The sequence below is a fragment of the Paracnuella aquatica genome, assembly GCF_003332885.2.
Classification (GTDB): domain Bacteria; phylum Bacteroidota; class Bacteroidia; order Chitinophagales; family Chitinophagaceae; genus Flavisolibacter; species Flavisolibacter aquaticus.
On the sequence record NZ_QOWJ01000003.1, the window covers coordinates 109328 to 131060 of the forward strand.

27 protein-coding genes are annotated in these 21733 nt (G+C 49.1%); 11 read left to right on the plus strand and 16 right to left on the minus strand.

The window, feature by feature from the left end; translation table 11 throughout:
- Positions 1-527 precede the first annotated feature (527 nt).
- Positions 528-2288, plus strand: a complete 1761-nt coding sequence (locus DRJ53_RS21665) for a lamin tail domain-containing protein (RefSeq protein ID WP_241558482.1) — start codon at positions 528-530, stop codon at positions 2286-2288.
- A gap of 388 nt (positions 2289-2676) precedes the next feature.
- Positions 2677-4680 (plus strand): T9SS type A sorting domain-containing protein, encoded by a 2004-nt coding sequence (locus tag DRJ53_RS06740; protein WP_114234854.1) that lies wholly within the window; start codon positions 2677-2679, stop codon positions 4678-4680.
- A gap of 374 nt (positions 4681-5054) precedes the next feature.
- Here DRJ53_RS06740 and DRJ53_RS06745 read toward each other — a convergent pair whose 3' ends face one another.
- A complete protein-coding gene (locus tag DRJ53_RS06745; protein WP_114234855.1) occupies positions 5055-5471 on the minus strand; it encodes a DUF4293 domain-containing protein in 417 nt (138 codons plus the stop codon).
- A 148-nt stretch (positions 5472-5619) separates the two neighbouring features.
- Positions 5620-6900 carry a serine hydroxymethyltransferase gene (locus DRJ53_RS06750; protein WP_114234856.1) on the minus strand — a complete coding sequence of 427 codons (1281 nt, stop codon included), beginning with the start codon at positions 6898-6900 and terminating at the stop codon, positions 5620-5622.
- Between the two features lie 273 nt (positions 6901-7173).
- On the opposite strand from DRJ53_RS06750, the gene DRJ53_RS06755 reads away from it, so the two are divergent.
- The 3 genes from DRJ53_RS06755 to DRJ53_RS06765 all read left to right on the plus strand — a co-directional run bounded on the left by DRJ53_RS06755 (position 7174) and on the right by DRJ53_RS06765 (position 8928).
- On the plus strand, positions 7174-8166 hold the full coding sequence (locus DRJ53_RS06755) for a sugar phosphate nucleotidyltransferase (protein ID WP_114234857.1): 993 nt from the start codon (positions 7174-7176) through the stop codon (positions 8164-8166).
- A gap of 86 nt (positions 8167-8252) precedes the next feature.
- Positions 8253-8495 (plus strand): UPF0175 family protein, encoded by a 243-nt coding sequence (locus DRJ53_RS06760; RefSeq protein WP_114234858.1) that lies wholly within the window; start codon positions 8253-8255, stop codon positions 8493-8495.
- Entirely contained in the window at positions 8473-8928 is a 456-nt protein-coding gene (locus DRJ53_RS06765; RefSeq protein ID WP_114234859.1) for a PIN domain-containing protein, read from the plus strand. Before DRJ53_RS06760 ends, DRJ53_RS06765 begins: the two co-directional genes overlap by 23 nt.
- A 71-nt stretch (positions 8929-8999) precedes the next feature.
- On the opposite strand, the gene rnk is transcribed toward DRJ53_RS06765, so the two are convergent.
- The 3 genes from rnk to DRJ53_RS21245 form a co-directional block, all read right to left on the minus strand.
- On the minus strand, positions 9000-9395 hold the full coding sequence (rnk, locus tag DRJ53_RS06770; RefSeq protein WP_114234860.1) for a nucleoside diphosphate kinase regulator: 396 nt from the start codon (positions 9393-9395) through the stop codon (positions 9000-9002).
- A 35-nt stretch (positions 9396-9430) separates the two neighbouring features.
- Entirely contained in the window at positions 9431-9889 is a 459-nt protein-coding gene (locus DRJ53_RS06775) for a hypothetical protein (RefSeq protein WP_114234861.1), read from the minus strand.
- 139 nt (positions 9890-10028) lie between these two features.
- Entirely contained in the window at positions 10029-10205 is a 177-nt protein-coding gene (locus DRJ53_RS21245; protein WP_155523195.1) for a hypothetical protein, read from the minus strand.
- 482 nt (positions 10206-10687) lie between these two features.
- Between DRJ53_RS21245 and DRJ53_RS06780 the strand changes: the two genes are divergently transcribed.
- Together DRJ53_RS06780 and DRJ53_RS06785 are read left to right on the plus strand one after the other, a co-directional pair.
- Entirely contained in the window at positions 10688-11647 is a 960-nt protein-coding gene (locus DRJ53_RS06780) for an NAD(P)H-dependent flavin oxidoreductase (protein ID WP_114234862.1), read from the plus strand.
- Between the two features lie 40 nt (positions 11648-11687).
- Entirely contained in the window at positions 11688-12104 is a 417-nt protein-coding gene (locus tag DRJ53_RS06785) for a carboxypeptidase-like regulatory domain-containing protein (protein ID WP_162303821.1), read from the plus strand.
- Positions 12105-12309: 205 nt separating this feature from the next.
- Here DRJ53_RS06785 and thpR read toward each other — a convergent pair whose 3' ends face one another.
- Both thpR and DRJ53_RS06800 read right to left on the minus strand, forming a co-directional pair.
- On the minus strand, positions 12310-12900 hold the full coding sequence (gene thpR / locus DRJ53_RS06790; protein ID WP_114234864.1) for an RNA 2',3'-cyclic phosphodiesterase: 591 nt from the start codon (positions 12898-12900) through the stop codon (positions 12310-12312).
- A gap of 220 nt (positions 12901-13120) precedes the next feature.
- Positions 13121-13825: a hypothetical protein gene (locus DRJ53_RS06800; protein WP_114234865.1), complete on the minus strand. Its 705-nt coding sequence runs from the start codon at positions 13823-13825 to the stop codon at positions 13121-13123.
- Positions 13826-14122: 297 nt separating this feature from the next.
- Here DRJ53_RS06800 and DRJ53_RS06805 point away from each other — a divergent pair, with 297 nt between their 5' ends.
- Positions 14123-14404 (plus strand): hypothetical protein, encoded by a 282-nt coding sequence (locus tag DRJ53_RS06805; RefSeq protein ID WP_123893408.1) that lies wholly within the window; start codon positions 14123-14125, stop codon positions 14402-14404.
- Positions 14405-14482: 78 nt separating this feature from the next.
- Complete coding sequence (locus tag DRJ53_RS06810) at positions 14483-14920, plus strand: response regulator (RefSeq protein ID WP_162303822.1); 438 nt, start codon at positions 14483-14485, stop codon at positions 14918-14920.
- A gap of 93 nt (positions 14921-15013) precedes the next feature.
- On the opposite strand, the gene DRJ53_RS06815 is transcribed toward DRJ53_RS06810, so the two are convergent.
- From DRJ53_RS06815 to DRJ53_RS06825, 3 genes are read right to left on the minus strand one after another with little or no spacing between them, the layout of a single operon-like run.
- Positions 15014-15592 (minus strand): chemotaxis protein CheB, encoded by a 579-nt coding sequence (locus DRJ53_RS06815; RefSeq protein ID WP_114234868.1) that lies wholly within the window; start codon positions 15590-15592, stop codon positions 15014-15016.
- Positions 15574-16407 carry a CheR family methyltransferase gene (locus DRJ53_RS06820; RefSeq protein WP_241558483.1) on the minus strand — a complete coding sequence of 278 codons (834 nt, stop codon included), beginning with the start codon at positions 16405-16407 and terminating at the stop codon, positions 15574-15576. Before DRJ53_RS06820 ends, DRJ53_RS06815 begins: the two co-directional genes overlap by 19 nt.
- Before the next feature lie 52 nt (positions 16408-16459).
- Positions 16460-16828 carry a response regulator gene (locus DRJ53_RS06825; protein WP_114234869.1) on the minus strand — a complete coding sequence of 123 codons (369 nt, stop codon included), beginning with the start codon at positions 16826-16828 and terminating at the stop codon, positions 16460-16462.
- Positions 16829-17195: 367 nt separating this feature from the next.
- Here DRJ53_RS06825 and DRJ53_RS21250 point away from each other — a divergent pair, with 367 nt between their 5' ends.
- Complete coding sequence (locus DRJ53_RS21250; RefSeq protein WP_155523196.1) at positions 17196-17345, plus strand: hypothetical protein; 150 nt, start codon at positions 17196-17198, stop codon at positions 17343-17345.
- Positions 17346-17465: 120 nt separating this feature from the next.
- Here DRJ53_RS21250 and DRJ53_RS06830 read toward each other — a convergent pair whose 3' ends face one another.
- The 5 genes from DRJ53_RS06830 to DRJ53_RS06845 form a co-directional block, all read right to left on the minus strand.
- Positions 17466-17681, minus strand: a complete 216-nt coding sequence (locus DRJ53_RS06830; RefSeq protein ID WP_114234870.1) for a hypothetical protein — start codon at positions 17679-17681, stop codon at positions 17466-17468.
- 255 nt (positions 17682-17936) lie between these two features.
- Positions 17937-18887: an NAD(P)/FAD-dependent oxidoreductase gene (locus DRJ53_RS06835; protein ID WP_114234871.1), complete on the minus strand. Its 951-nt coding sequence runs from the start codon at positions 18885-18887 to the stop codon at positions 17937-17939.
- Between the two features lie 82 nt (positions 18888-18969).
- A complete protein-coding gene (locus DRJ53_RS06840; protein WP_114234872.1) occupies positions 18970-19467 on the minus strand; it encodes a DUF4251 domain-containing protein in 498 nt (165 codons plus the stop codon).
- A gap of 38 nt (positions 19468-19505) precedes the next feature.
- Complete coding sequence (locus tag DRJ53_RS21255; protein WP_155523197.1) at positions 19506-19667, minus strand: hypothetical protein; 162 nt, start codon at positions 19665-19667, stop codon at positions 19506-19508.
- 108 nt (positions 19668-19775) lie between these two features.
- Positions 19776-20237, minus strand: coding sequence for a Mut7-C RNAse domain-containing protein (locus DRJ53_RS06845; protein ID WP_114234873.1), 462 nt, complete (start codon positions 20235-20237; stop codon positions 19776-19778).
- Positions 20238-20693: 456 nt separating this feature from the next.
- Here DRJ53_RS06845 and DRJ53_RS06850 point away from each other — a divergent pair, with 456 nt between their 5' ends.
- Positions 20694-21077 (plus strand): response regulator, encoded by a 384-nt coding sequence (locus tag DRJ53_RS06850; RefSeq protein ID WP_114234874.1) that lies wholly within the window; start codon positions 20694-20696, stop codon positions 21075-21077.
- Between the two features lie 127 nt (positions 21078-21204).
- Here DRJ53_RS06850 and DRJ53_RS06855 read toward each other — a convergent pair whose 3' ends face one another.
- Positions 21205-21636 carry a DUF1801 domain-containing protein gene (locus tag DRJ53_RS06855; protein ID WP_114234875.1) on the minus strand — a complete coding sequence of 144 codons (432 nt, stop codon included), beginning with the start codon at positions 21634-21636 and terminating at the stop codon, positions 21205-21207.
- Between the last annotated feature and the right edge of the window lie 97 nt (positions 21637-21733).

The following is a 21733-nucleotide window of genomic DNA, read 5'->3' on the forward strand; positions in this document are numbered from 1 at the left end:
GCGGCGCTTTAGCTACGGTTCACTTCACTGCAACCGGTTCGTTTTCCAGTAATGCGGTATCTGCGTATTTATCCGATGCTGCAGGAGTTTTTTCTCAAAATGTTCCAGTTGGCAATACCACCATTACTGGAACTAACCCTGCAGGTGCCATGCAGATTAATATTCCAGCGGGTTTGCCATCTGGAACAGGGTATCGTTTGCGATTGGATGGTGTTAGCACCACCACATTTTACGGGCAGGTTAGCAATACTTTTGAAGTTATAAATGGTGCTAAGAACATTACGGGTCTAAAAATGTTCGCGAACAATACCGCACTTACTATTAATTGGACAAACCCACCTGGTTGCTTCGACGAAGTTGTATTGGTATGCAAAGAAGGTTCCGGAATTAATGGTCTCCCAGCAGGGGATGGGAGTCAACTTGTGGCAGACCTTTCTTTTACTGGTAATGGATCAATATTAGATGGTGGCAAAGTAGTGTATAAAGGAAATATGTCAGGCCAAACAATCACAGGTTTAACAAGGGGCATGGTTTATTATTTAAAAATATTTACACGCAAAGGGAACAATTGGAGCAGCGGGGTTCAGGCAACAGAAACGATGCGTTGGATGCCCAGTGCTGGTGATATTGTGATCAATCAATTCAACCCTGGTTATAGTACTGGGTCGGATGAATATATTGAACTGGTGAATACAACGGGTCACTCTTTTGAATTGTCCGACCTGAATATTCTATACCAAAGCAGTTCGGGCGGATCCAGATTGCCTGAAGGGTTATCGGGTACATTGCTGCCCTACAGTTATTGGCTATTAGCGACAAAGCCTACCGTCGCTGTAGGTATTTCTAACATTAACGCAGATGTTGTTATCAATGATGGATACACACCGAACGCACAGTTTGCTATTGCCCGGAAGTTTGATAATGTTGTTATTGACGCTTTGGGATATGGAACACTTACGGGAGGAAACCTGACAGAAACTGCAGCCGCAGGACAAATTTCTTCAGGTGATGGATTAAAACGTAAGGCAGAAGGGGTAGATCAGAATAACAACAGCACTGACTTTGAAACAGTTGCCAATGCCAACATCGACCTACGCAACAGCCAAAGCCGCCTGGCAAAAGAAGGTGCTCTGATTTCCGCCGCAACCAACTTAAAGCGCATATACGTTACCGGTAATGCGCAAATAGCCAGCAACATGGTGCTTACCGAGAAACTGGTGCTGCAGGCAGGAAAGCTTGCACTGAATGATTTCTATTTGACCACGCAAAACATTGAAGGCGGCAACGCCAACGCCTATGTACAAACCAACGGCACCGGGTCACTGGCCATTCCGGTGACCGGCGCCACGCCCATTCTTTTCCCAGTTGGACGCAGCACCTATAATCCTGTAACGCTACAACATCCTGGCAGTTTATCATGGAGCGTAAACGTGCTCGACGCCGTGCAGGCTGCCAACCCGGATGGTGCAGTACAGCGTACCTGGAACATTACGCCATCCGCCGTGCCCACCACCGGCGCCACTGTTTCCTTCCAATACGATGAAGGAGATGAAGCCCAACTGGGTGCCGCATTTGACGCAGCCGACAAAGTGCAGGTGTACCATCGGCATGACGGCGTTTGGAACAAAGCAGGCGCCCCGCTCAACCCCGCAGGCGCAGCAGGCGGCATCCGCACCGTAACGCTTTCCAATTGGACGCAATTTTCCGCCTTTGTATTGAACGGCGCTGCGCAAGGACCGCTGCCCGTGAAGTTTGCCGGCCTACGGCTGTTTGCACAAGGCACCAACCTGGTGCTGCAGTTTACCGTGCACAATGAACTGGGCGTGGATCATTATAAAGTAGAAACATCTGCCGACGGCCACAACTGGGAAGTGCGTGCCCTGCTGAAGCCGCAAAGCAACAACGGCGCTACGGTGCAATATGAGTTCAGGGATGCCCGCCCACTGGTAGCCGACCGCTATTACCGGGTGCAGGCTATGGAAGAAACCGGTGTGGTATCGTTTAGTGGTGTGGCCAGTGCCCGCGCCAGGATAGCGAACGCTGGCTTGCAGGTTGCGCCCAACCCGGTGGTGGGGGCTGCATTGCAATACACTTGTGGCATACTGCCGGCAGGAAATTATACGGTGCGCATATTCAATGGCGCCGGCCAACCGGTGCTGGTTACCCGCATGGCGCATGCCGGTGGCTGGCTCAGCGCCAACCTGGTGCTGCCCCACCTGCACAGCGGTTGGTATGTGCTGGAACTGGCCGGCCCGCAGGTAGTGCGGCAAACGTTTTTAGTTCGTTAAGCGGAGGTTTAGGTTGAGCACAGGAGGGGCATGGCAACATGCCCCTTTTTTTATAGCCGGCAGCCGGTGGCAAATAGCTGGTAGCTGGCAGATAGTAGAAATTAGCCGACAGATAACAGCCTGTTGCCGGCAATTCCGACATCCGAAATCCGCACTCCGAAATCCCCTAACCGCTTGTTTTACTGCTGAGCTTTGTATTAAGGAAAAATATATTTTTAACGTAATACGATTATCGTTGGATAGGTAAAAACACTGTAATACATTTACGGCCTGCATCAACCAAAACTGGTTCATAGCCGATCCGTCCCAACTTCCTCTGAAATTTTCCTTCGTACTTAATTCAATCCCTGTGGTAAACAAACCTTTTGTTAACCATTTAAACTATTGTATGAAGAAAATTTTACGCAGCTTCAAAACCCAATTCTATGTCCTTTTAATTTTAGTTGGGCTATTGTCCACCGTTCAAATGGCTAGTGCAGCGACATATTATCTTACGTCAAATTCTAATCCATCTACCCTTAATAATTGGAATACAAAGCTTGACGGAAGTGGATCAACGCCTCTGAATTTTATAACTAATGGAGACATCTTTATCATCCCATCGAATAGGACAACGAGTTTCAGTAATAATAGCAATTGGACTTTGGGGTCAAATGTTACGCTCAGAGTCGAAGGGACTTTGGCGGTAGGCGGTAATAATTCAGATGTTTTCATTAATGGTACTGTAGAGTTTTTAAAAACAACTGGAAATCAAGTCACATTAAGCGGTGGTGGTAATGGAACTGATTTCGTTTTGGGCGAAAGCGGTACTCTGAGGACTGCTAATTCAAATGGAATTTCTTGCCCTAGTTGTTCCCTGCCACTTTCTGCAACAAATAAAGCGATTACTCTTCCAACCACAGCAAATTTTGAATTTTTCGGAGCAACTCAAGCAACGGCAGGTCTTCCAAGCACTGTCAACAATCTTACAATTAGGAGCACAGGAATAGTTACTCTAGCCGAAAATGCTGATGTAAACGGAACTTTGGAGATAGTTTCTGGTACCCTTAATTCTTCAAATAAGTCGATAAATGTTGCTGGTAATTGGATCAAAAATGGCGGTGCGTTTAATGGCGGTACAGCTACGGTAACATTCGATGGTTCTACACTACAAACCATTAGCGGTACAAGTCTTACAACTTTTAACAGCATTGATATTAGTAACGCATCCGGTGTAGCATTTGCGCAAAGCGGTTCTACATCTGGCTTAACACTAACAAACGGTAAGCTTTTTATCCGCCCCGGATTTACACTCACTAAAAACACACCAACTGCTGTAGGTGGCAGCCCATTTGGTGCAGCCAAACATATTGTTACAGAAGTAAACACCACTACAGGAGTGGAAGGTATCTTTCAGGTAAATGGCATAACAAGTCCATTCCTTGCGCCTATTGGGAATGGCACATATTATCTGCCTGCAACTGTTGATCCAATTACAGCAACTGATTTTCGTTTCGTTGTATTTGCACCACTTACTTTCAACGGGCAACCTAATGGAAGCTTGGCAAGCGCCGATGACCTTAGGAATTTAGTGAATGTAGTTTGGAAAATCGACCGCCTGAATAATAATGCTGAGCTCTATAAGATGGAATTGCGTTGGCCGGGAACAGCAGTTGAAGGGTCAAACTTCCAAGGCGCTACGCAAATTGGTGTTCGCCGATTTAATGCCCCAGGTGAATTGAGCGAAACTGATGATGATGCAGCTTATAGCAATGCCAACACCACAGAAGGGAATTTTGCAACACTTGAAACAGAGCAAGTTGGTTCGTTTACCATTGGTTTAGCAGGCGGCAACATTGCCCTCCCTGTTCGCTTTGCCCATGTAAAAGCTACCCGCAAAGCCGCTGGTGTGGATATTGCCTTCGCCAACCTCACCGAAGAAGAAGTAGCTGTTTACCATGTTGAACGTTCTACCAACGGCTACCAGTTCCAATCTATTGGTACCATTGCGCCTAAGGCCAACAACAATAGCCACGTAGATTACCTGTTCAATGACGCAGCTCCTGCTGCCGGCGATAACTACTACCGCATCCGTGCCGTAGAAACTACCGGTAAGCAAGTGTACAGCTCGGTAGTGAAAGTGGGTGTGAGTGGTGCGGCCGCTTCGCTGGTGTTGTACCCCAACCCTGCTTCTAAAGCTTCGGGCATCAACCTGCAACTGGCCAACCTGCCTGCCGGTGTGTACAGCATCCGCCTGTACAACGGCAACGGACAGGTGATGGCTACCAAACAACTGCAGCACACAGGCGGTTCGCTTTCCGAAGCACTGCCCCTGCAAGGTGCCGGTGCCGGCCGCTACATTGTAGAAGTGAAAGGCGCGGTTCAGTTTACGCAATCATTCCTATTGCAATAAAACCTAACCCATTAATAAATGGCATAAACGCCGGCAGCAATGCCGGCGTTTTTTTGTGGGTGTTATTCCGGCACGCACAAGCGCTGTCATTGCGAGGCGCCGTAGCCGCTTTGTCGTTTAGGAGTTTGTTGCGCCGAAGCAATCTCCTGTATGCATATTTCGGTCGCTGTACATTATGCGGATAGTGGTGCATGATCGGGGAGATTGCTTCGGCGCAGATGATTTGTGGTGTAAGCAGGTTTACTATGCGCCTCGCAATGACGGCGTGGCGGATTGCAGCGGCGTTGGTGGTGGTGTTGCGCAACAAAAAAAGCTGCGGGAAGCAGCCTTAATTTTTTATGACAATGATTTGTTTTACAATAAATCAAACAACATTACCGGAACCGATTCATGCTGCGGATCAATTTTTCATCGGCGCGGATGCCCCTGGCCGCCAGGATAAATGCAACAGCCATGGCAAAATAAAATACCGCCCAAATAGACACGGTGCCGCCGTTGAACTCGTTGATGAGGAACAGGTAAATGGCCAGTAGTGCCAGCGAAAGAAATAGTCCAAGGTACACCAGCCGCAACTGCAGCTTACGATTGCTAAATAAAAAAATGGTGGCAAATGCCAGCACGCCGGTTACCACCGAAATAATGGTGAGGTACAGCGTGGTTTGTGCGTTCAGGTCAACCGGCGCCACCACCTCATCGTGCAGGTAATCGCCGTTGTAAAAAGGCACCTTAAAAGTTATCGCATCAAACCCCGCCGCCAGCAGCAGCCAGATGCTTTGTATTCGTTGTAACATGTGTTTTTATTTAAGATGATTGATGGTAGATGATGGATGATGGTTGTTTGCAAGCCGACTTATCCGATGGAATACTTCTTATACTGCACATCAAAATATTTCATTTCCTGCTTTGCAATCATCTACCATCCATCATCGATCATCCAAACTACCCCAGTTCCGGGTACAGCGGAAAGCCCTCCATGAACCGGTTTACTTCTTTCGATACGGCCGAAACTTCGCCTTCGTTGTCGAGGTTCATCAGCACCCGGTCGATGAGGGCTACCACGGTTTCCATGTCGCCTTCTTTCAGGCCGCGGGTAGTAATGGCCGGCACACCCACGCGGATGCCCGAAGTAACAAACGGGCTTTTATCGTCGTAAGGCACTGCGTTTTTATTCAGTGTAATATGGGCACGGTCCAGCGTTTCCTGTGCTTTTTTGCCGGTAATGTTTTTGTTGCGCAGGTCAATCAGCATCAGGTGGTTGTCGGTGCCGCCCGAAATGATATTGTAACCGCGGCCTACAAATGCAGCCGCCATCGCCTGTGCGTTTTGCTGCACCTGCGCTGCGTATGTGGTGTATTCGTCGGAAAGTATTTCGCCAAAGGCAATGGCTTTTGCGGCAATCACATGCTCCAGCGGACCGCCCTGGATGCCGGGAAACACCGCCATATCCAGCAGGTTGCTCATCATCCGGATGTTGCCCTTCAGGTCTTTCAGGCCCATCGGGTTTTCAAAATCTTTACCCATCAGGATCACGCCGCCGCGGGGGCCGCGCAAAGTTTTATGCGTGGTAGAGGTAACAAAATGGCAATGCTCAAACGGGTTGCTCAGCAGGCCTTTGGCAATAAGGCCCGCAGGGTGGGCAATATCGGCCATAACAAAAGCACCTACTTCGTCGGCCACGGCGCGGATGCGGGCATAATCCCAATCGCGGCTGTATGCCGATGCACCACAAACGATCATTTTGGGTTGTTCGCGGCGGGCCACTGCTTCCAGTTCTTCGTAGTTCACCAGGCCGCTGTCGCGGTGTACGCTGTAAAAATGAGGCTGGTACAGTTTGCCGCTAAAGTTCACCGGCGAGCCATGCGTCAGGTGGCCGCCCATGCTCAGATCGAGGCCCAGGATTTTATCGCCGGGCTGCAGCACGGCCAGGAAAACCGCCGCGTTGGCCTGTGCGCCGCTGTGGGGCTGCACGTTGGCATAGGCGCAGCCAAATATCTGCTTAATGCGGTCGATGGCCAGTTGCTCGGTTTGGTCTACAATTTCGCAGCCGCCATAATAGCGGCGGCCAGGGTAGCCTTCGGCGTATTTATTGGTCATAACGCCGCCCATGGCCTGCATTACCTGCAGGGAGGTAAAATTTTCCGAAGCGATCAGTTCGATGCCCTGGCGCTGGCGTTGCAGCTCCTGATTAATGAGGTCGAAAACCTGGGTGTCTCTTTGCATGTTGGATGGGGTTTACAAGTTCACGAGTTTACAAGTTCACAAGTTCACCGGTTTTTAAACAAACTGGTGAACTCGTGAACCCGTGAACTTGCAAACTTTTGAATTGCGCAGCAAAGGTAAGTGCCGCGGCATTTGCCTGCATGGAAAGGGTCAATTTTTGATTTAGCTAAAATGGTTAATTTCGTCCGCTTCGATGCACCGCGGCAGCGGTCATTTGCAGGGGCTGATGGACGTGGAAAAGAATGGTGAACAGGCCCATCAAAAAACAAAATAATGAAAGCAATTATTCCAGTGGCCGGAGCGGGTACCAAACTGCGGCCGCATACATATACACAGCCAAAGGCATTGATCCCGATGGCCGGAAAAACCGTGCTGAGCATCATCATCGACCAGTTGAAGGATGCGGGCATCAACGAGTTTATTTTTATTGTAGGCTACCTGGGCGAAAAGATCCAGGATTATGTGGCCACCAATTACCCCGATATACAGGCGCATTTTGTGCGGCAAAACAACCGCGAGGGCATTGGCCATGCGCTTCGGCTAACCCGCCCCGTTGTTGGCGGCGATGAAGTTTTTATTGTGTTGGGCGATACCATTTGCGAATACGATGTGGCGGCGGTGCTGGCTAACCCCAACTCGATGGTGGGTGTGAAAAAAGTAGACGACCCGCGGGAATTTGGCGTGGTGGAATTCAACAGCGAAGGCACCATGACCCATGTGGTGGAAAAACCGCAGATCCCGAAATCGAATATGGCACTGGTGGGGGTGTACAAGATCCGCGAGTCGGACCAGTTGTTTGAATGCCTGGATGACAATATCCGCAACGGCATCCGCACCCATGGCGAGTACAGCATTTCCGATGCACTGGATTGTATGATCCGCAAAGGCGTAAAGATTGTGCCTTTTAAAGTGGAAAGCTGGTTCGACTGTGGCAAAAAAGACACCCTGCTGGAATCAAATGCAACGCTGCTCAAAAAGTTTGGTGATAAAGTGATCTGCCACGAGTGTTATGAAAACACGGTGATCATTCAGCCCGTAAGCATCGGGCCGGGCTGCACTATTCGCAATTCCATCATTGGCCCCAACGTAACCATCGGCGAAAACACCACGGTTGATTCTTCCATTATCCGGCAGTCCATCATCGGCACTTATGCCAACCTGTTTGATATTGTGCTGGACGAATCCCTCATCGGCTCCGACACTTCCATCCGCGGCGAAAGCCGTACGCTGAATATTGGCGATAATACCAATATTGATTTGGGGTAGGCGTTGTTATTGTGGAATTGTGCGGTGGGAATTACTGCAATGGAACGTTCGGCATGTAATTCATATAATTTGGGTAGTTTTAAGATGTGAAGACGCTGACATTAAACATACCCGATAGTTTGGAATTGGATAGCCGTGAAGCAGCAATGCTTTTGGCTTCAAAGCTATTTGAGCAGGGTAAATTGTCGGCAGGGCAAGCTGCCGAACTTGCTGGCTACAGCAAACGGACTTTTATAGAATTGCTGGGCAATTACAACGTATCGCTGTTCAACTACGATGAGCAGGAAATAGAAAACGATATGCGCAATGCCGGCAACGATCATCTCTGATACTTCCTGCTTTATTCTACTGGATAAAATCCAGGAATTGGATTTGCTCCATCTTTTATTCGGTCAGGTAGTAACCACACCGAAAGTTTTAGAAGAATTTGGTGCGCCCTTGCCCGAATGGGTAATCATTCAAGCACCCACAGACCCAAAGAACCAGCAGGTTTTGACGATGATTGTGGATGCTGGCGAAGCCAGTGCCATAGCTTTGGCCATGGAGCATGATGACTGTCTTTTAATCATTGATGAAATAAAAGGACGTAACCTGGCCAAGCAGCTCGGGCTGAAAATAACTGGTACGCTTGGACTTTTGATACAAGCAAAAACTAAAGGGCATATCGAATCTGTTCTTCCCCTGCTGCACAAAATCAAACAAACAAATTTTCGCATCAGTGCATCGCTGGAAACGGCCATGCTGAGAAGTGCGGGAGAATAGTAGCTATAAAACAATCGCGGCAGGCTTTCAAAGCCTGCCGCGATTGTTGATACAATCAAAGCAGTGGCTCATTATTCGTGTACCACGTCCAATATGGTAAAGGTTTTGGTGCCGGCCGGTACCGTCCAGCTCACCTGCTGGCCTTTGCAAAAACCAATCAGTGCGGTGCCGATGGGCGACAGGATGGATATTTTCCGCTGTTTGATGTCGGCCTTTTCCGGCGCTACCAGCGTTAGTTCCATTTCCTTGGAGGCTTTTTCTTCTCTTATTTTCACGGTCGAGTTCAGGCGCACCACATCCTGCGGCAGTTCTTCACGGCTCACCAGAATGGCCTTTTTTAATTCTTTTTCCAGTTCTTCGGCATCATGCCGGTTGAATGAGGTGCGGCCTGCACCCAATTTAATGTAGCCCATAATGGCTTCGTAGTCGTTTTTGGCCAGCAATAGCTGCCCGCTCATTGTTTGCATGATGTACAATTTTATCGTGATCAATTTATTTTCGGCTATGCCTCATCGGTAGCCAGTGCAGTTGCCTGCCGGTTGCGAGTTTTAGGCGCCTTCAGCAGCCTCGAAAGCCTGGCTTCCCATTTCCTTGCTTTCTGCTCTATTTCGGGCACCCGGTACACGCTGTTGTATTTCGGTGTGTACAACGGAATTTCCACCTGCTCTTTATTGGCGTATTCCAATTGCAGCACAATTTTCTTTAAATGTTGTTCGAGCTTTCCGCCACTCAGGTCATCTGAGTGGATGGCGCCGTATACTTTTTTCACCGAGCATTTTTGCACCTCGTTGAGGTGCACAATCACCCGCTTAAACTGGTGCATGCCTACACGGATCATAGCCACCAGCCTGCGGTTCATTTCATCCAGGCTAATTATACTATCGGCCAGTACCTCCTGTGCTGAAAACGGTGTTTTGTTTTCAAAACCTGCAATACTGAGCCGGTGCATCATCTTACGCATAAGCTCTTTTTTTTATTGTTAACTAAATAGCAAATGGGGCAGACCGGCAACCAATTGCTTTGTGCCGGGTCTGCCACAATTAACCATAGGGAAAATCTATTCGTTTCTGGTTGGCGTTATGTTGTGGCGAAATTTGTTTTTAAGAAATCCTGTTGCGAAAGACCAGGGAAAGCAACAACAACGGTACGGTAAGCAAAAGAGGCAAATACCCCGATACCTTGGAAACCAAACCCTGCTCCAGCACAAATGCATTGAGCATTACCAACATCAGCACTACTGCTCCGCCAACAGAAACCTTTTTGGGATTTCGTTGCATGGGAAAATGTTTCAATTAAATAAATGAAATACCGAACGGCAGTACCCAAGCCGGTTACGATTGGGCTTGGGAAGAATTATTAAAGTCCTTGAAGTTGGAGAAGTAATATAAATGCGGGCAGAACGGGGTAAACTCCGGGAACGACCAGGTGTAACAATCGCTCATGTCCACCACCAGATGGCGGACAATGCATTGTTGTTGAATATGTTGTTGTACCTGAGTCATTATTACAAACTTAATGAATTTTTAGCCGTCACCGGTAAACGGGCCACAAAAGGTAAGTTAAGAAAAAAATGCATCGTAAGTGCAGGCACACGTTTTTTTACAACCAGTTCTTAAACCAAAGCAGCTTTTTTATGGATTAAAATAGCAAGCATTCGGCATGCTCAACCGGTTTGATATAATGCTATTAGTTGCAAAATTGTATCGGTTCATTTTTACCAACAACGGCGCAGCAAACAGCATTGCTTAATTTGCGCAGCATGAATGCATCGCGGATCAACACACTTTTTGGCATCGAAATTCCCATTATCCAGGCCGGTATGATTTGGGCCAGTGGCTGGCAACTTGCATCAGCAGTGAGCAATGCCGGTGGGCTTGGGTTGCTGGGTGCGGGCAGCATGTATCCGCACGAACTGCGCCAGCAGATTCGCCAGTGCAAAGCGGCAACAAGCAAGCCCTTCGGCGTGAACCTGCCCTTGTTGTATCCTGACCTGGAGCAGCATATCGCCATTATTATTGAAGAAGGAGTAAAGATTGTGTTCACTTCAGCCGGCAATCCAAAAAAATGGACCGCGCATTTAAAAAATCACGGCATCACCGTGGTGCATGTGGTGAGCAGCAGCCTGTTTGCCCGCAAAGCCGAAGCCGCGGGCTGTGATGCCGTGGTGGCTGAAGGATTTGAGGCGGGCGGCCACAACGGCCGCGAAGAAACAACTACACTGGTACTGGTGCCGGCAGTGGCGCAGGCTGTGCGCATACCGGTGATTGCGGCCGGAGGCATTGGCACCGGTGCACAAATGCTGGCGGCACTGGCATTGGGCGCCGAAGGCGTGCAGGTGGGCAGCCGGTTTGTAGCCAGCGAAGAAGCAGCGGTGCATGCGAACTTCAAAAACGCAGTAATAAGCGCCGGTGAGGGCGATACCCGTTTGTCGTTGAAAAAGCTAACACCGGTGCGCCTGCTGCGCAACCCGTTTGCGCAGGCCGTGCAAGAAGCCGAAGCCCGCGGCGCTGATGCCGAAGAATTGCAGGCACTGCTTGGCCGTGGCCGTGCCAAGCTGGGTATGTACGAAGGCAACCTGGAGGAAGGCGAACTGGAAATAGGGCAGGTGAGTGCATTGGTTTCGGAGGTAAAGCCTGCGGCTGTTATTGTGGCTGAAATGTGGGAGGAATGCCGCTTTCAGCTACAGAAACTGGCAAAAAATGTTAACTTCATGTTGTGAAACGATAAGTGAGATTGCCAACGACTGCAAACGCTCTGAAATGAAATTGAGAAACATCCTGATGATTGGTGCCATACTGGCCAGCTGCCTGGTTGCGCAAACGGGTTTGGCCAACACCGGTGGCAACGGCGCTACCGAAACTTCCAGCAAAAGCGATATACTTGGTACTGTTTATACGGCCGATAGCCGCAAGCCGCTGCGCGATGTAGTGGTGACCGCTTATGCCAACAACAGAAAGGAAGGCCGTGCACTCACCGACAATGAAGGCAACTACTCGTTCAGTGACCTGAAGCCGGGCATGTACCGGTTGGTATTTGAGCGGGATGGCTACCGCAAGGTGAGCCGCGAAAAAGTAAAGATCAAAACCGATGATGGCCTGCAACTCAATATCGATATGGAAGAAATCCTCGACTTTGACTGGGTGCCTGGTATCTTCAATTTTTCCGGTGGTGAATAAATAAGTTTATACACGAAATAGAAAAAGCGGTAGCTGCATGTTGCACTACCGCTTTTTTATTGGAGCAATCTTATCTGGTGGTTGTAAAGGTTGTACCGTTTTGCATTGGTCTGGATAGCTGTTTTACATCGCGTCGGTGGTGCAATTTTAAAAGCGTCTTTTATTGATAAAACAGCATTGAAGCCGCAGGCAAACAATGCTTCCACTATTCCCGGTTTGTTCCAAATGGCACATCGTACCAAACGTGCCAATGTCGGCCGTTGTGTTTTAAAATGGAAATGCTCGCCACTTCCCATTCTACCTGGAATTCTTTTGTTGCAAAATGCGGCCATGCCTGTGCAAAATGTTGTGGCCGCAGGTCGCGGGTAGCCAAGGTAATATGCGGGTGGAAAGGCCGGTTTTCTTTTTTGATGTTCAGTGCGGGGTTGGCAGTAAGTGCGGTTTCCAGGTTTTGTTTCAACTGGTGCAAGGCATCGCTGTGTTGCACGGCCGCAAAAATGGTTCGGGGTTTAAAAGCTGAAAATCCCTGCGTGGATAAAACAAATGTGCTTTGATTTTGGGCAAATTGCGCAACAGCAGCGGCCAGTGCTGCTTCGGCCGCAATGTGCATCCAATGCGGCGGTACCAGCGTAATATGCGCTGGCGATTTTAGCCCCACGGTACAACCAAACTGGTTGCGGAACCACTGCTTCCATTGCAGCACCTGCTCATTAATGGATGGTGGCAACACGATGGCTATATAATACATGCTGGAAGCGGGCTGCGTTGCATTAATTTGTCGCGATTCGTTATTCATATTTTTAATGGGGCAATGCCTGTACCAACAGACTTCATTTTGTGGATGAATGATCTATTAATATGCCTTTTAGAAAAGAGGCAGTTCAAAGCAAATTTCATTTATAAAAAACAATAGCCGCACCATGCACGGTGCGGCTATTGTCGGCGACTACATTCAATGAGCCTATTTCTTGGGAAGCCGAATATTTAGCAAGCCTGTTGGTGGCCATTAATAATGGCTATTGCCACACTTGTTGTTCCTTTTTTATCTGCAGGCCATTGCTGTCTTTGGTAATTTTTACGCCTTTGTGTTTATTCAAAAAGCTGCGGTGTTTTTCATAAACCGCACTGGGTTGCTCTTTGCCATCGAGTAGCAGCTTGCCCGCTTTTTCTTCAACCCGGTATGCATCTTTCTGAATCAGTCCATCAGCAATCAGCGTGTTTACAAATGCTTCAAACTGGCGCATTTCTGTTGCGGCTGCAGCCATATGCTCCTGCGCCTTTTTCATTTCCGCTGCTACCTTTTGTTGCAATGTAGCGCTTTGGATCTGCAAATCTTTGCTGGCTTGAACATGTTGTACAGCCTCCTGCGCATTGTGCAACGCCACTGCCAGCTCCTTTTTAATCTCGGCCCGCTTGGCTTCCGAAAGTTGCGCGGTTGCTTCGATGTTGGCGGCAGTCGCTTGTTTCAGCTGCCGGATCATGTTGTTCATTTCGGCCACATCCGGCTGCGGCGGCACGGGCACTTTCAGGTCTTTCAGGCTTTTGGCCAACTCGGCCTGTGCCCGCTCAATGGCTTTTTGCGCATCTTCAAAGCTTTCAATTTTGGCAGGTGGCTTGGGCGCTGCAGGTGGCGGCGGCGCAGTTTGAGCGGTGCCGGCCAGGAACATACCACAAGCCAGTGTTGTGGCCAGGATCATTTTGTGAGAGGGGTTGTTTGCCATGTTGGTTGATTTTAATTGAAACACGAATTATTTCGTACAATTTATACGATTTAATTCGTAGTTGCGCTGAAATTTATTTTTTTGAACAATTATCAGTGTAAGCGGAAAGCAAGCGCCGGATTGGGATTGGGCTTGATCGTCACCTGCTCCCATATGCTTCGCTTTATTTTGCCTCCCTATTTCCTGCAGCCGCCCTTTCTCCTTATTTTTAGGGGCCAGGCAGCGCTGATGAATAGGTCTGGATAAATAGGAGCCACCCACATCAATATTGGAGCATGACCAATAGGCGCATGTTATTTGATGTATATTTTTCGGGAGAATATTGATATGAAGCCGTTTGATTTTTCGCTGCTGTCGCAACACGACCAAATGGACCTGATTTATACCACCGGGGTGTACCTTGGAAAATATAAATTCGGCCGAGTTGTAAAAGTGTTGTACCAACTGGATTATTTTTACATCGAAATAGCCTATCGCAAGTATCGCAGCCATATTGAGTCAGTACGATGTTTTGAGTCTACCGAACCATTGGACCCATACCTCGAGCGGATCAGTATCGAAGAGTTGATCAGTTGCTGATGCGGGAAACAGCACTTAAGCCACCATCCCTGCCGGCCACGCCCTTGCAGTAGCCTACCACAAGCCACCATGACAAAAATGAACCCTCCAAAATATGTAGTGTTGTATGCCGACGACGACGCCGACGACCTGAGCCTGGTGCAGGAAGCGTTCAACCGGTATTCAGACAATGTAGAACTGGTAACCGCCACCGACGGCCTCGAAGCATTATCTTATCTTAATACCCTGGGCAATTTTGACCCGGTGCCCTGCCTCGTGATCCTCGACATCAACATGCCTCGCATGAACGGCAAAGAAGCCCTGAAAAAAATTCGCGACCTGGACCGGTTTTCCCGGATCCCGGTGGTGCTTTTTTCTACTTCGTCCATGCCGCACGACCGGGATTATGCCCGCCAGTACGGAGCCGGTTTTATCACCAAGCCGCTTGATGTGCGCCAGATTGAAGCCATTGCCGAAGAATTTGTATCGCATTGCGCAGAGGACATTAAAAAAGGCATCCGCAGGCAAACGTCCTGAGCATTTCAAAAATATTTTTCTTCGACACCACAGGTAATTGCCACGTGCAAGCCTGTGGTTTTTTATTGGGTAAATAAGAGGATGGCTTAAGGTTTACAGGTATTCCAGCAGGGCCTGGTGCAATTGGTTGCCAGCCACTACGCGATGACCGGGATGGAGTAGCAGCGCCTGTTGCGGCATGTAATACACTTCGGCTGTGGCGGGGTCCTGCACCAGCGTATCGCCGCCCCGTTCCTTAATCCGCAGCAGCCCCTCGGCACCGTCGGCGTTGGCCCCAGATAATAAAATACCGATGGTATCGGCGCCATAGGCGTAAGCCGCCGATTCAAAGCTCACATCAATGCTTGGGCGGCTGTGGTGTACTTTTTCCGAATCGTCCAGAGAAAATTGGTGGCGGCCCTCCAGCAGCAGGTGATAATCGGGAGGGGCCAGGTAAATGCCGCCAGGCACCAGCGGGTCTTTGTCTTCCACTTCTCTTACCGGCAGGCTGGTGCGGCCTGCTAGCAGCCCCAACAGCACCGAGTCGGCCGACTGCTTTCGATGCAGCACGATTAACACGGCTGCATGGGGCAGCGCGGGTAAACCGGCTACAATGGAAAGTACGATTTCCAAACTGCCTGCCGAGCCGCCAATGACCACCAGTCGTTGCCGCCTTAGGCTATCTTGCGCCATATCTTTTCTTTTTCGGCAATAGGTGCATATTTATGGGCAATGCCCGAGAAGCGTATGTTTTCCTTGGTGCCCAAAACCAGGAAGCCCAGTTTTTCCAGGCTTTCATCAAACAGCTGCAGGGCCTGGTCCTGCAATGTTTTATCAAAATAAATCAGCACGTTGCGGCACAGGATCAGTTGAAACTCGTTGAACGACCGGTCCGAAACCAGGTTGTGTGTAGCCGTGATCATGCGTTTTTTAAAACGATCGTCAAATTTTGCCCAGTCGTATTTAGCCGTATAATAATCCGAAAATTCGCGGGTGCCGCCGGAGGCAATATAGTTTTCGGAGTACTGCTTCATGTGGCGCATGGGAAAGATGCCCAGCCTTGCCTGTTCCACCACCGCGGGGTTGATGTCGGTAGCATACAGCAGCGACTTGTGCAACAGGCCTGCTTCTTGGAGCATGATGGCCATGGAGTACACTTCCTCGCCGGTGGCGCAGCCAGCATGCCAAATGCGGATAAACGGATGCGTGGCCAGCACGGGCAACACCTGGGTGCGGATGATGCGGTAAGCATGCGGGTCGCGAAACATTTCGGTTACGTTCACCGTTATTTCCTCTACAAACCGTTTCAGGTAACTGGCGTTGTTGCGCAGGTGGTACAGCAGTTCGGCAAATGATGGAAAGCGGTCTACAATCAGCAGCCGGTTTACCCGCCGCCGCAGCGATGCACGGGCATAGTGGCTAAAGTCATAGCCATATTGTTCGGCCAGTTCCAGCAGCAACTGGTCGAGTTCTTCTTCCTTAATAATAGCCGTTTCTGTAGGGTTCACCGTTGTTCTGCTTTACTGTGTGCACTCCTTTGCAAGTGTTGTTCTCTGGAGGTTATTTCAAATAACGGTCCAGTAGCAATAAAAGTTTAGGCACGTCTACTGGTTTGGAAAGATAATCATCGGCACCGGCCTCAAGGCAGCGTTCCCGGTCGCCGGCCATGGCCTGCGCCGTAACGGCAATGATGGGAATATGGCCCCATGCGGGGTCGCCTTTGAGCATGGGAATGGCCTGGTAACCGTCCATTTCGGGCATCATAATATCCAAAAGTATCACCCCCGTTTGCGGATGTTGCTGCAGCAGCTGCAGGGCCTCGGCCACGGTTACAGCAGAAATGACTGTAAAACCTTTCGATCGTAGCGTGGCGGTTAGTGCAAAAATGTTCCGGCTGTCATCGTCAACAATCAAAATAGGAACGGCCATGCAAATAATTTAGAACAAAGGTGCAGGCAAAAAGCCAAGTGCAGTGTTTAGCCTGGTAAAACTTTAGTCGAAAAATGTTCGAAAAAAAATGCACGATAGTTCAGAGCAATACTCGGTGGAAATTTTGCTGCACATACATTTTTTCTAAACAATGTTCTAGCGCTTCGCAACAAGATAGGATCGAACCGGAAAAGCATTGGATGGTAAATTTCAATCAGCGCAAACTTTTGTTACAGCCTAAAAATGCACAGCATCCAGGAATTTATATTTTCCCCAAAAACAAAAAAAGCTACCCATCATTAACAGGTAGCTTTAAATAAATGTCTTTGTGCGCCCAGCGCTTTTTTTACCGGATAAAAATGCTTTAATGCAGGAACAACTCGCGGAAAATCTGCGGATCCGTTTTCATGAGTTTGTAGCAGAAAGTCATCAGTACGATGGAGGCAATGAGCAGGGCATCCACATATTGGCGCCGCTGAGGCGAGCGTTGGTTTTGGCTAAAAAAGTTCATGTTTAATTTTCTTACGGTTTTGCGGATTAAAATGGCATAGACCCACAGGCAATAAATGCCTGCTGCGTGGGTACAAATGCAGGGTAAAAGTAATAAATAGCCGCCAGCTTTAGCGCTGGCCGGCTGTTATTTGCGCATAATAACCCGAACAACCGTTTCGGGGCTTGCGGTAGAATGGCTGTGGTGCACATCGAGCACCGAATAGTCATGGATGCGGTAACCCTGGCTGTAGTGATCGCGGATCTCGTTGTTGTTGCGAAACAGGTCGCCGCGTTTGCAGATCTGGGTCAGGCCTTCTTCACCGGAAGCGTTGGGTACTATTACTGTTAATTGCTTTTCCATATGCTCAATAATCTGGGGTTTACAACAGTAAAAAAGCTGTGCCGGGGCTTTTTTCTAATATACAGTTATTTTGGCGGCTGTAAAAGTAAACAGCGCCTTTTCTCCATGCAATCCATTTTTGTACCGGAATGCGCTTGCCCGTGTTCAATGGCGGGAAGAGGCTGTGAGTGGTGGGGGCGGAGCTTTGAAGCGATGAGCTACGAGCATCGAGCATAGCTGAGCCTGCCTACTCACAACTCATAACTCACGACGCTGCTACGCAGTAGCAGCCACCTCCGGCCATTGCTTCGCCGTTTTGTTGTTGCGGTCGGTAATTTCTTTTTGCAATTCCTTGTTGATCATTACCCCGGCTTTGGCGCCTTCGGCGGCGGCCACTACTACAAAATGCATGTCCCGGTCCGCATCGCCGGCCACATACAGCCCCGGCGTTGATGTTTGCTGGTAGCGGTTGGTGATCACCACGCCTTTCTTGCTCACTTCACAGCCAAAGGTTTCGTACAGGTCGCAGTGCTGGGTGTAACCGTTTACAAAAAATATAGCATCGCAGTCACGGGTTTTGCCATTTTTAAAAACAATGCGCTCCAACTGTGTACCCGTTCCATCCAGCCGGTCGAACACATCGTACACCACTTCAACGCCGTTGGCTTTTAGCTGTTCCAGCTGTTTGGGTTTTACATGACGGCGTCCGTCGGTGTACAGCGTTACCTGGTCGGTCCAGCCTTTTAATGCCAGCGCCAGCTCCCAGCCATCTTTGTTGCGAGCATAGATGCCCACTTTCCGGTCCTGAACTTCCCATCCATCGCAATACGGGCAATGGAAAACCGAATGCCCATAAAACTCTTGGAAGCCGGGCACCTCGGGCACATTGTCAATCAGGCCGGTTGCAATGAGCAGTTTTTTAGCATGATACAGCGCACCATCTTCATCCCGCACCGCAAACAGGCCGTCGCTGTTTTGGCGGGCATGGGTTATTTTTTTCATGATGCGTTTTACACCGTACTTATCCAGTTCGGTATGACAGATCTGTAAAAAATCGGTGGGTAAAATATCATCACGGGTAAGGTAGTTGTGCATGCCATGCGAGTACTGGTTGCGGTAACGTGCCGTATCAAAAACCACCACGCTCCGGCGGCAACGGCCCAGCACCACGGCAGCGTTAAGCCCGGCAGGGCCGCCGCCTATGATTATACAATCCTGCAATTCCATTCCAATCATTTGTGCATACGTTATCAAATACGGTGCTAAGTAAAAGAGCACCAACTGTCGTCTCGTCGGTTGCAGAAAGTGGTTACCTGCGTTGGGCCTGTATAAATCCGTTGTAGGAAATCTGCTGGCGGTTGTTGCTCACGGCAATCAGCGTAGCGTAGCCATTGGGGCTCACGCTGAGGATCAATTCCCGTATATCGGTTTGGCCCCGTGGGCTGATGCTAATCTCCTGGCGATCGTTACCGGCCCTTGTGGCCGAATAGCTAAAATCCGTGAGTATAAAATCCATCGGGCCCCGGTTGGTGCCGATAGGTGCCGTAAATGCCCGCCCTACGTAGGGCAGATAGCTTTGCACCGTATCCGGACTAATGCGCAGGAAAAAATCAGGCGTTACCTGCCGGGTACGGCCACCAATGGGGTTGATGGATTGGGGTATAAATACAAAGCGACGGGCCTGCAACAGGCTGTCGGCATTAACCCCACCGCCCTGCGCACCGCCGGCGGTGCCGCATGCAGCAAGCACAACGGCAGCCACAATGAAAAAGATTATTGCAAATAAATTGCTGCTTATTTTATTCATAAGGTCTCCTTTGTTGATGTTGGATCAAGTCCTTGCTATCAATCCCGTTCGGTCAGGGCTTCTTTTCGCTGTTGTTCCAATGCGGCTTCTTCTTCGGGTGTAGCCTCACGGTCATTGACCGGCTCTTTAAATGGATTGGGCCGTTGTTCGCCTTCCTGTTTCGGTTGGGTCCGCTCCGCCTGATATTGGTCTTTATCCATAGCTTTTATTTTACCTATATACGTTCCGAAAATGGGGCCAGAGTAAGCCCTGCTACCCGTGGCGAGGGTAATGGGCCAGCAGCTTTAACAAAAAATGAATGACTGGGATTAGTCATTTTTTAATTGATTTATCTGTTGCATCATCCGCTGGTAATGCGAGCCTTGCCAGTACACCCGACTGCATTGTGGGCATTGCCAAAAATGGTGGAACTCCTGTATGGTTGCGGGCTGCAAACGATGCAGCACATCGGCTTTATGGACAGGTTCTAATAAGCAGTTGCACGCCATGCACCGCGTAAATGGCTCAAGATGGTGCCGGCCAAAATGCGCAATCACCTGCGCCAATTGTGGCGCAGTATGTTCGCTTTCAATAATAAAGGCTTGGAGAAAAGGGTTTTGGGCAAGCGCCGTTTGCCGCGTTAGCAGGATGCGGTTTTTGGAAACGGCTGTTTTTAATAATTGCGGTTTGCTCCACGCTGCGCTATATGCAGTGTCGAAACCGAGCATACGTAGTTGCCGGGCCAGCCGGCCCAGGTGTACATCGGCCACAAACCGCGGTGGGCTGAACATGCATTAGCTGCGTGTAAAACCGTACCGGAAGGCCGGCAGTTGATGACAAAGAATTTGGCTGATAAATTTGCGGCAGATTTACGCAGGGCTATTTATGAGCAGGTACAACAGTGCGCTAATTAGGGCAATGATTCCTACAGCAATTGCCCCGTTGCGCAAAAAATGATGGCGGAGCATTTTGCCCAATTGATTAGAGATGGCTTTCATGGAAATGGTTTTGTGGCGGAAAAATAGGCTGTTTTTTCAATTGTCAAAATTTTTCATCCACAGATGATGCTGGGCCAGCGTTTTACGTCGATTTACAAAAGGGTTCCCTTTGGGTGGAGCAAACCTTTTTGCGATACCCGTGTTTTTTTGTTGAGTTTGGAATGATTTTTTATTCAGTGCTTTGCGTCCCGTCGTTCAAAATAGATGGGAGCATTGGTCGCCTCCTAAAAAACCTAACAGATATTATTTATGTCAAACGCAACCCTACAACCCACCAAGACAAAAAAAGTATTGATCATTGAAGACGAAGGCGATATGTGCCTGCTGCTCAACATCATGTTGAACGGAAAGGAAATGGAACTGGATCATGTAAAAAACCTGGAGCTGGCTGGCGAATACCTGAAAAAGGAACAGCCCAACGTGGTGATCCTCGACAACAAGCTGCCCGACGGTTTTGGCATTGATTACATCAGCCACATCAAAGCAAATTACCCGTCCATCCGCATCATTATGATCTCGGGTTTCGACGGATCGGCTAAAGACGTGGCCATGGAAAACGGCGCCGATATTTTCCTGGAAAAGCCATTTACCAAAACCCAATTGTTTGATGCGATTGCGCAGCTGATGCAATAAGAGATTGGTATTAGTTTCATCAAAAAGCCCCGGACGATTTTTTGTCCGGGGCTTTTTGATTTACTACACTTTATGATCACTGCTCCGTTGGTTTCAAGGAGTGGGAGTTTATTGTTTGTGCTCCAATTCAGCAGGAGCTTGTGCCATTTTCAGAATGGTGTTTGATGGCCGCCTTACACATCTGCTCCAGTACATCGAGGTTAAGGTCTTTGAGCTGTTTAAAATAAATGCAGGATTTGCCCATGGTGTAAGTGCCTAAGCCCTCGAGCAATTCCCGGTCGCCATTTTCCGGAACGGTAACATACAGCGAGAACTGCGCTTTACGCGGCGAAAAAGCAATCAAGGGCGCATCGCCTTCATGTCCGGTTGCATACCGGTAATGGTAGCTGCCAAACCCAATGATGGTGGGTCCCCACATTTTTGGTGCACACCCCGACCATTGCTGCATCAGCTCCATAAGCCGGAAGCTGTCTGCTCTTTTTTGTTCGCTGGTTACAAATGCATGAATGAATGCAGGGACATCAACATCGGTGTAGGCGGTTTTGGTTCTTGCAGCCATATGATTGGGGTTGATTGTATTTGCTTAGTATTGAAAGTAGATAACCCTAACGATTTACTTGCTTTTGCCGGTTGGAACTAAGCTTTTAGCCGGAATT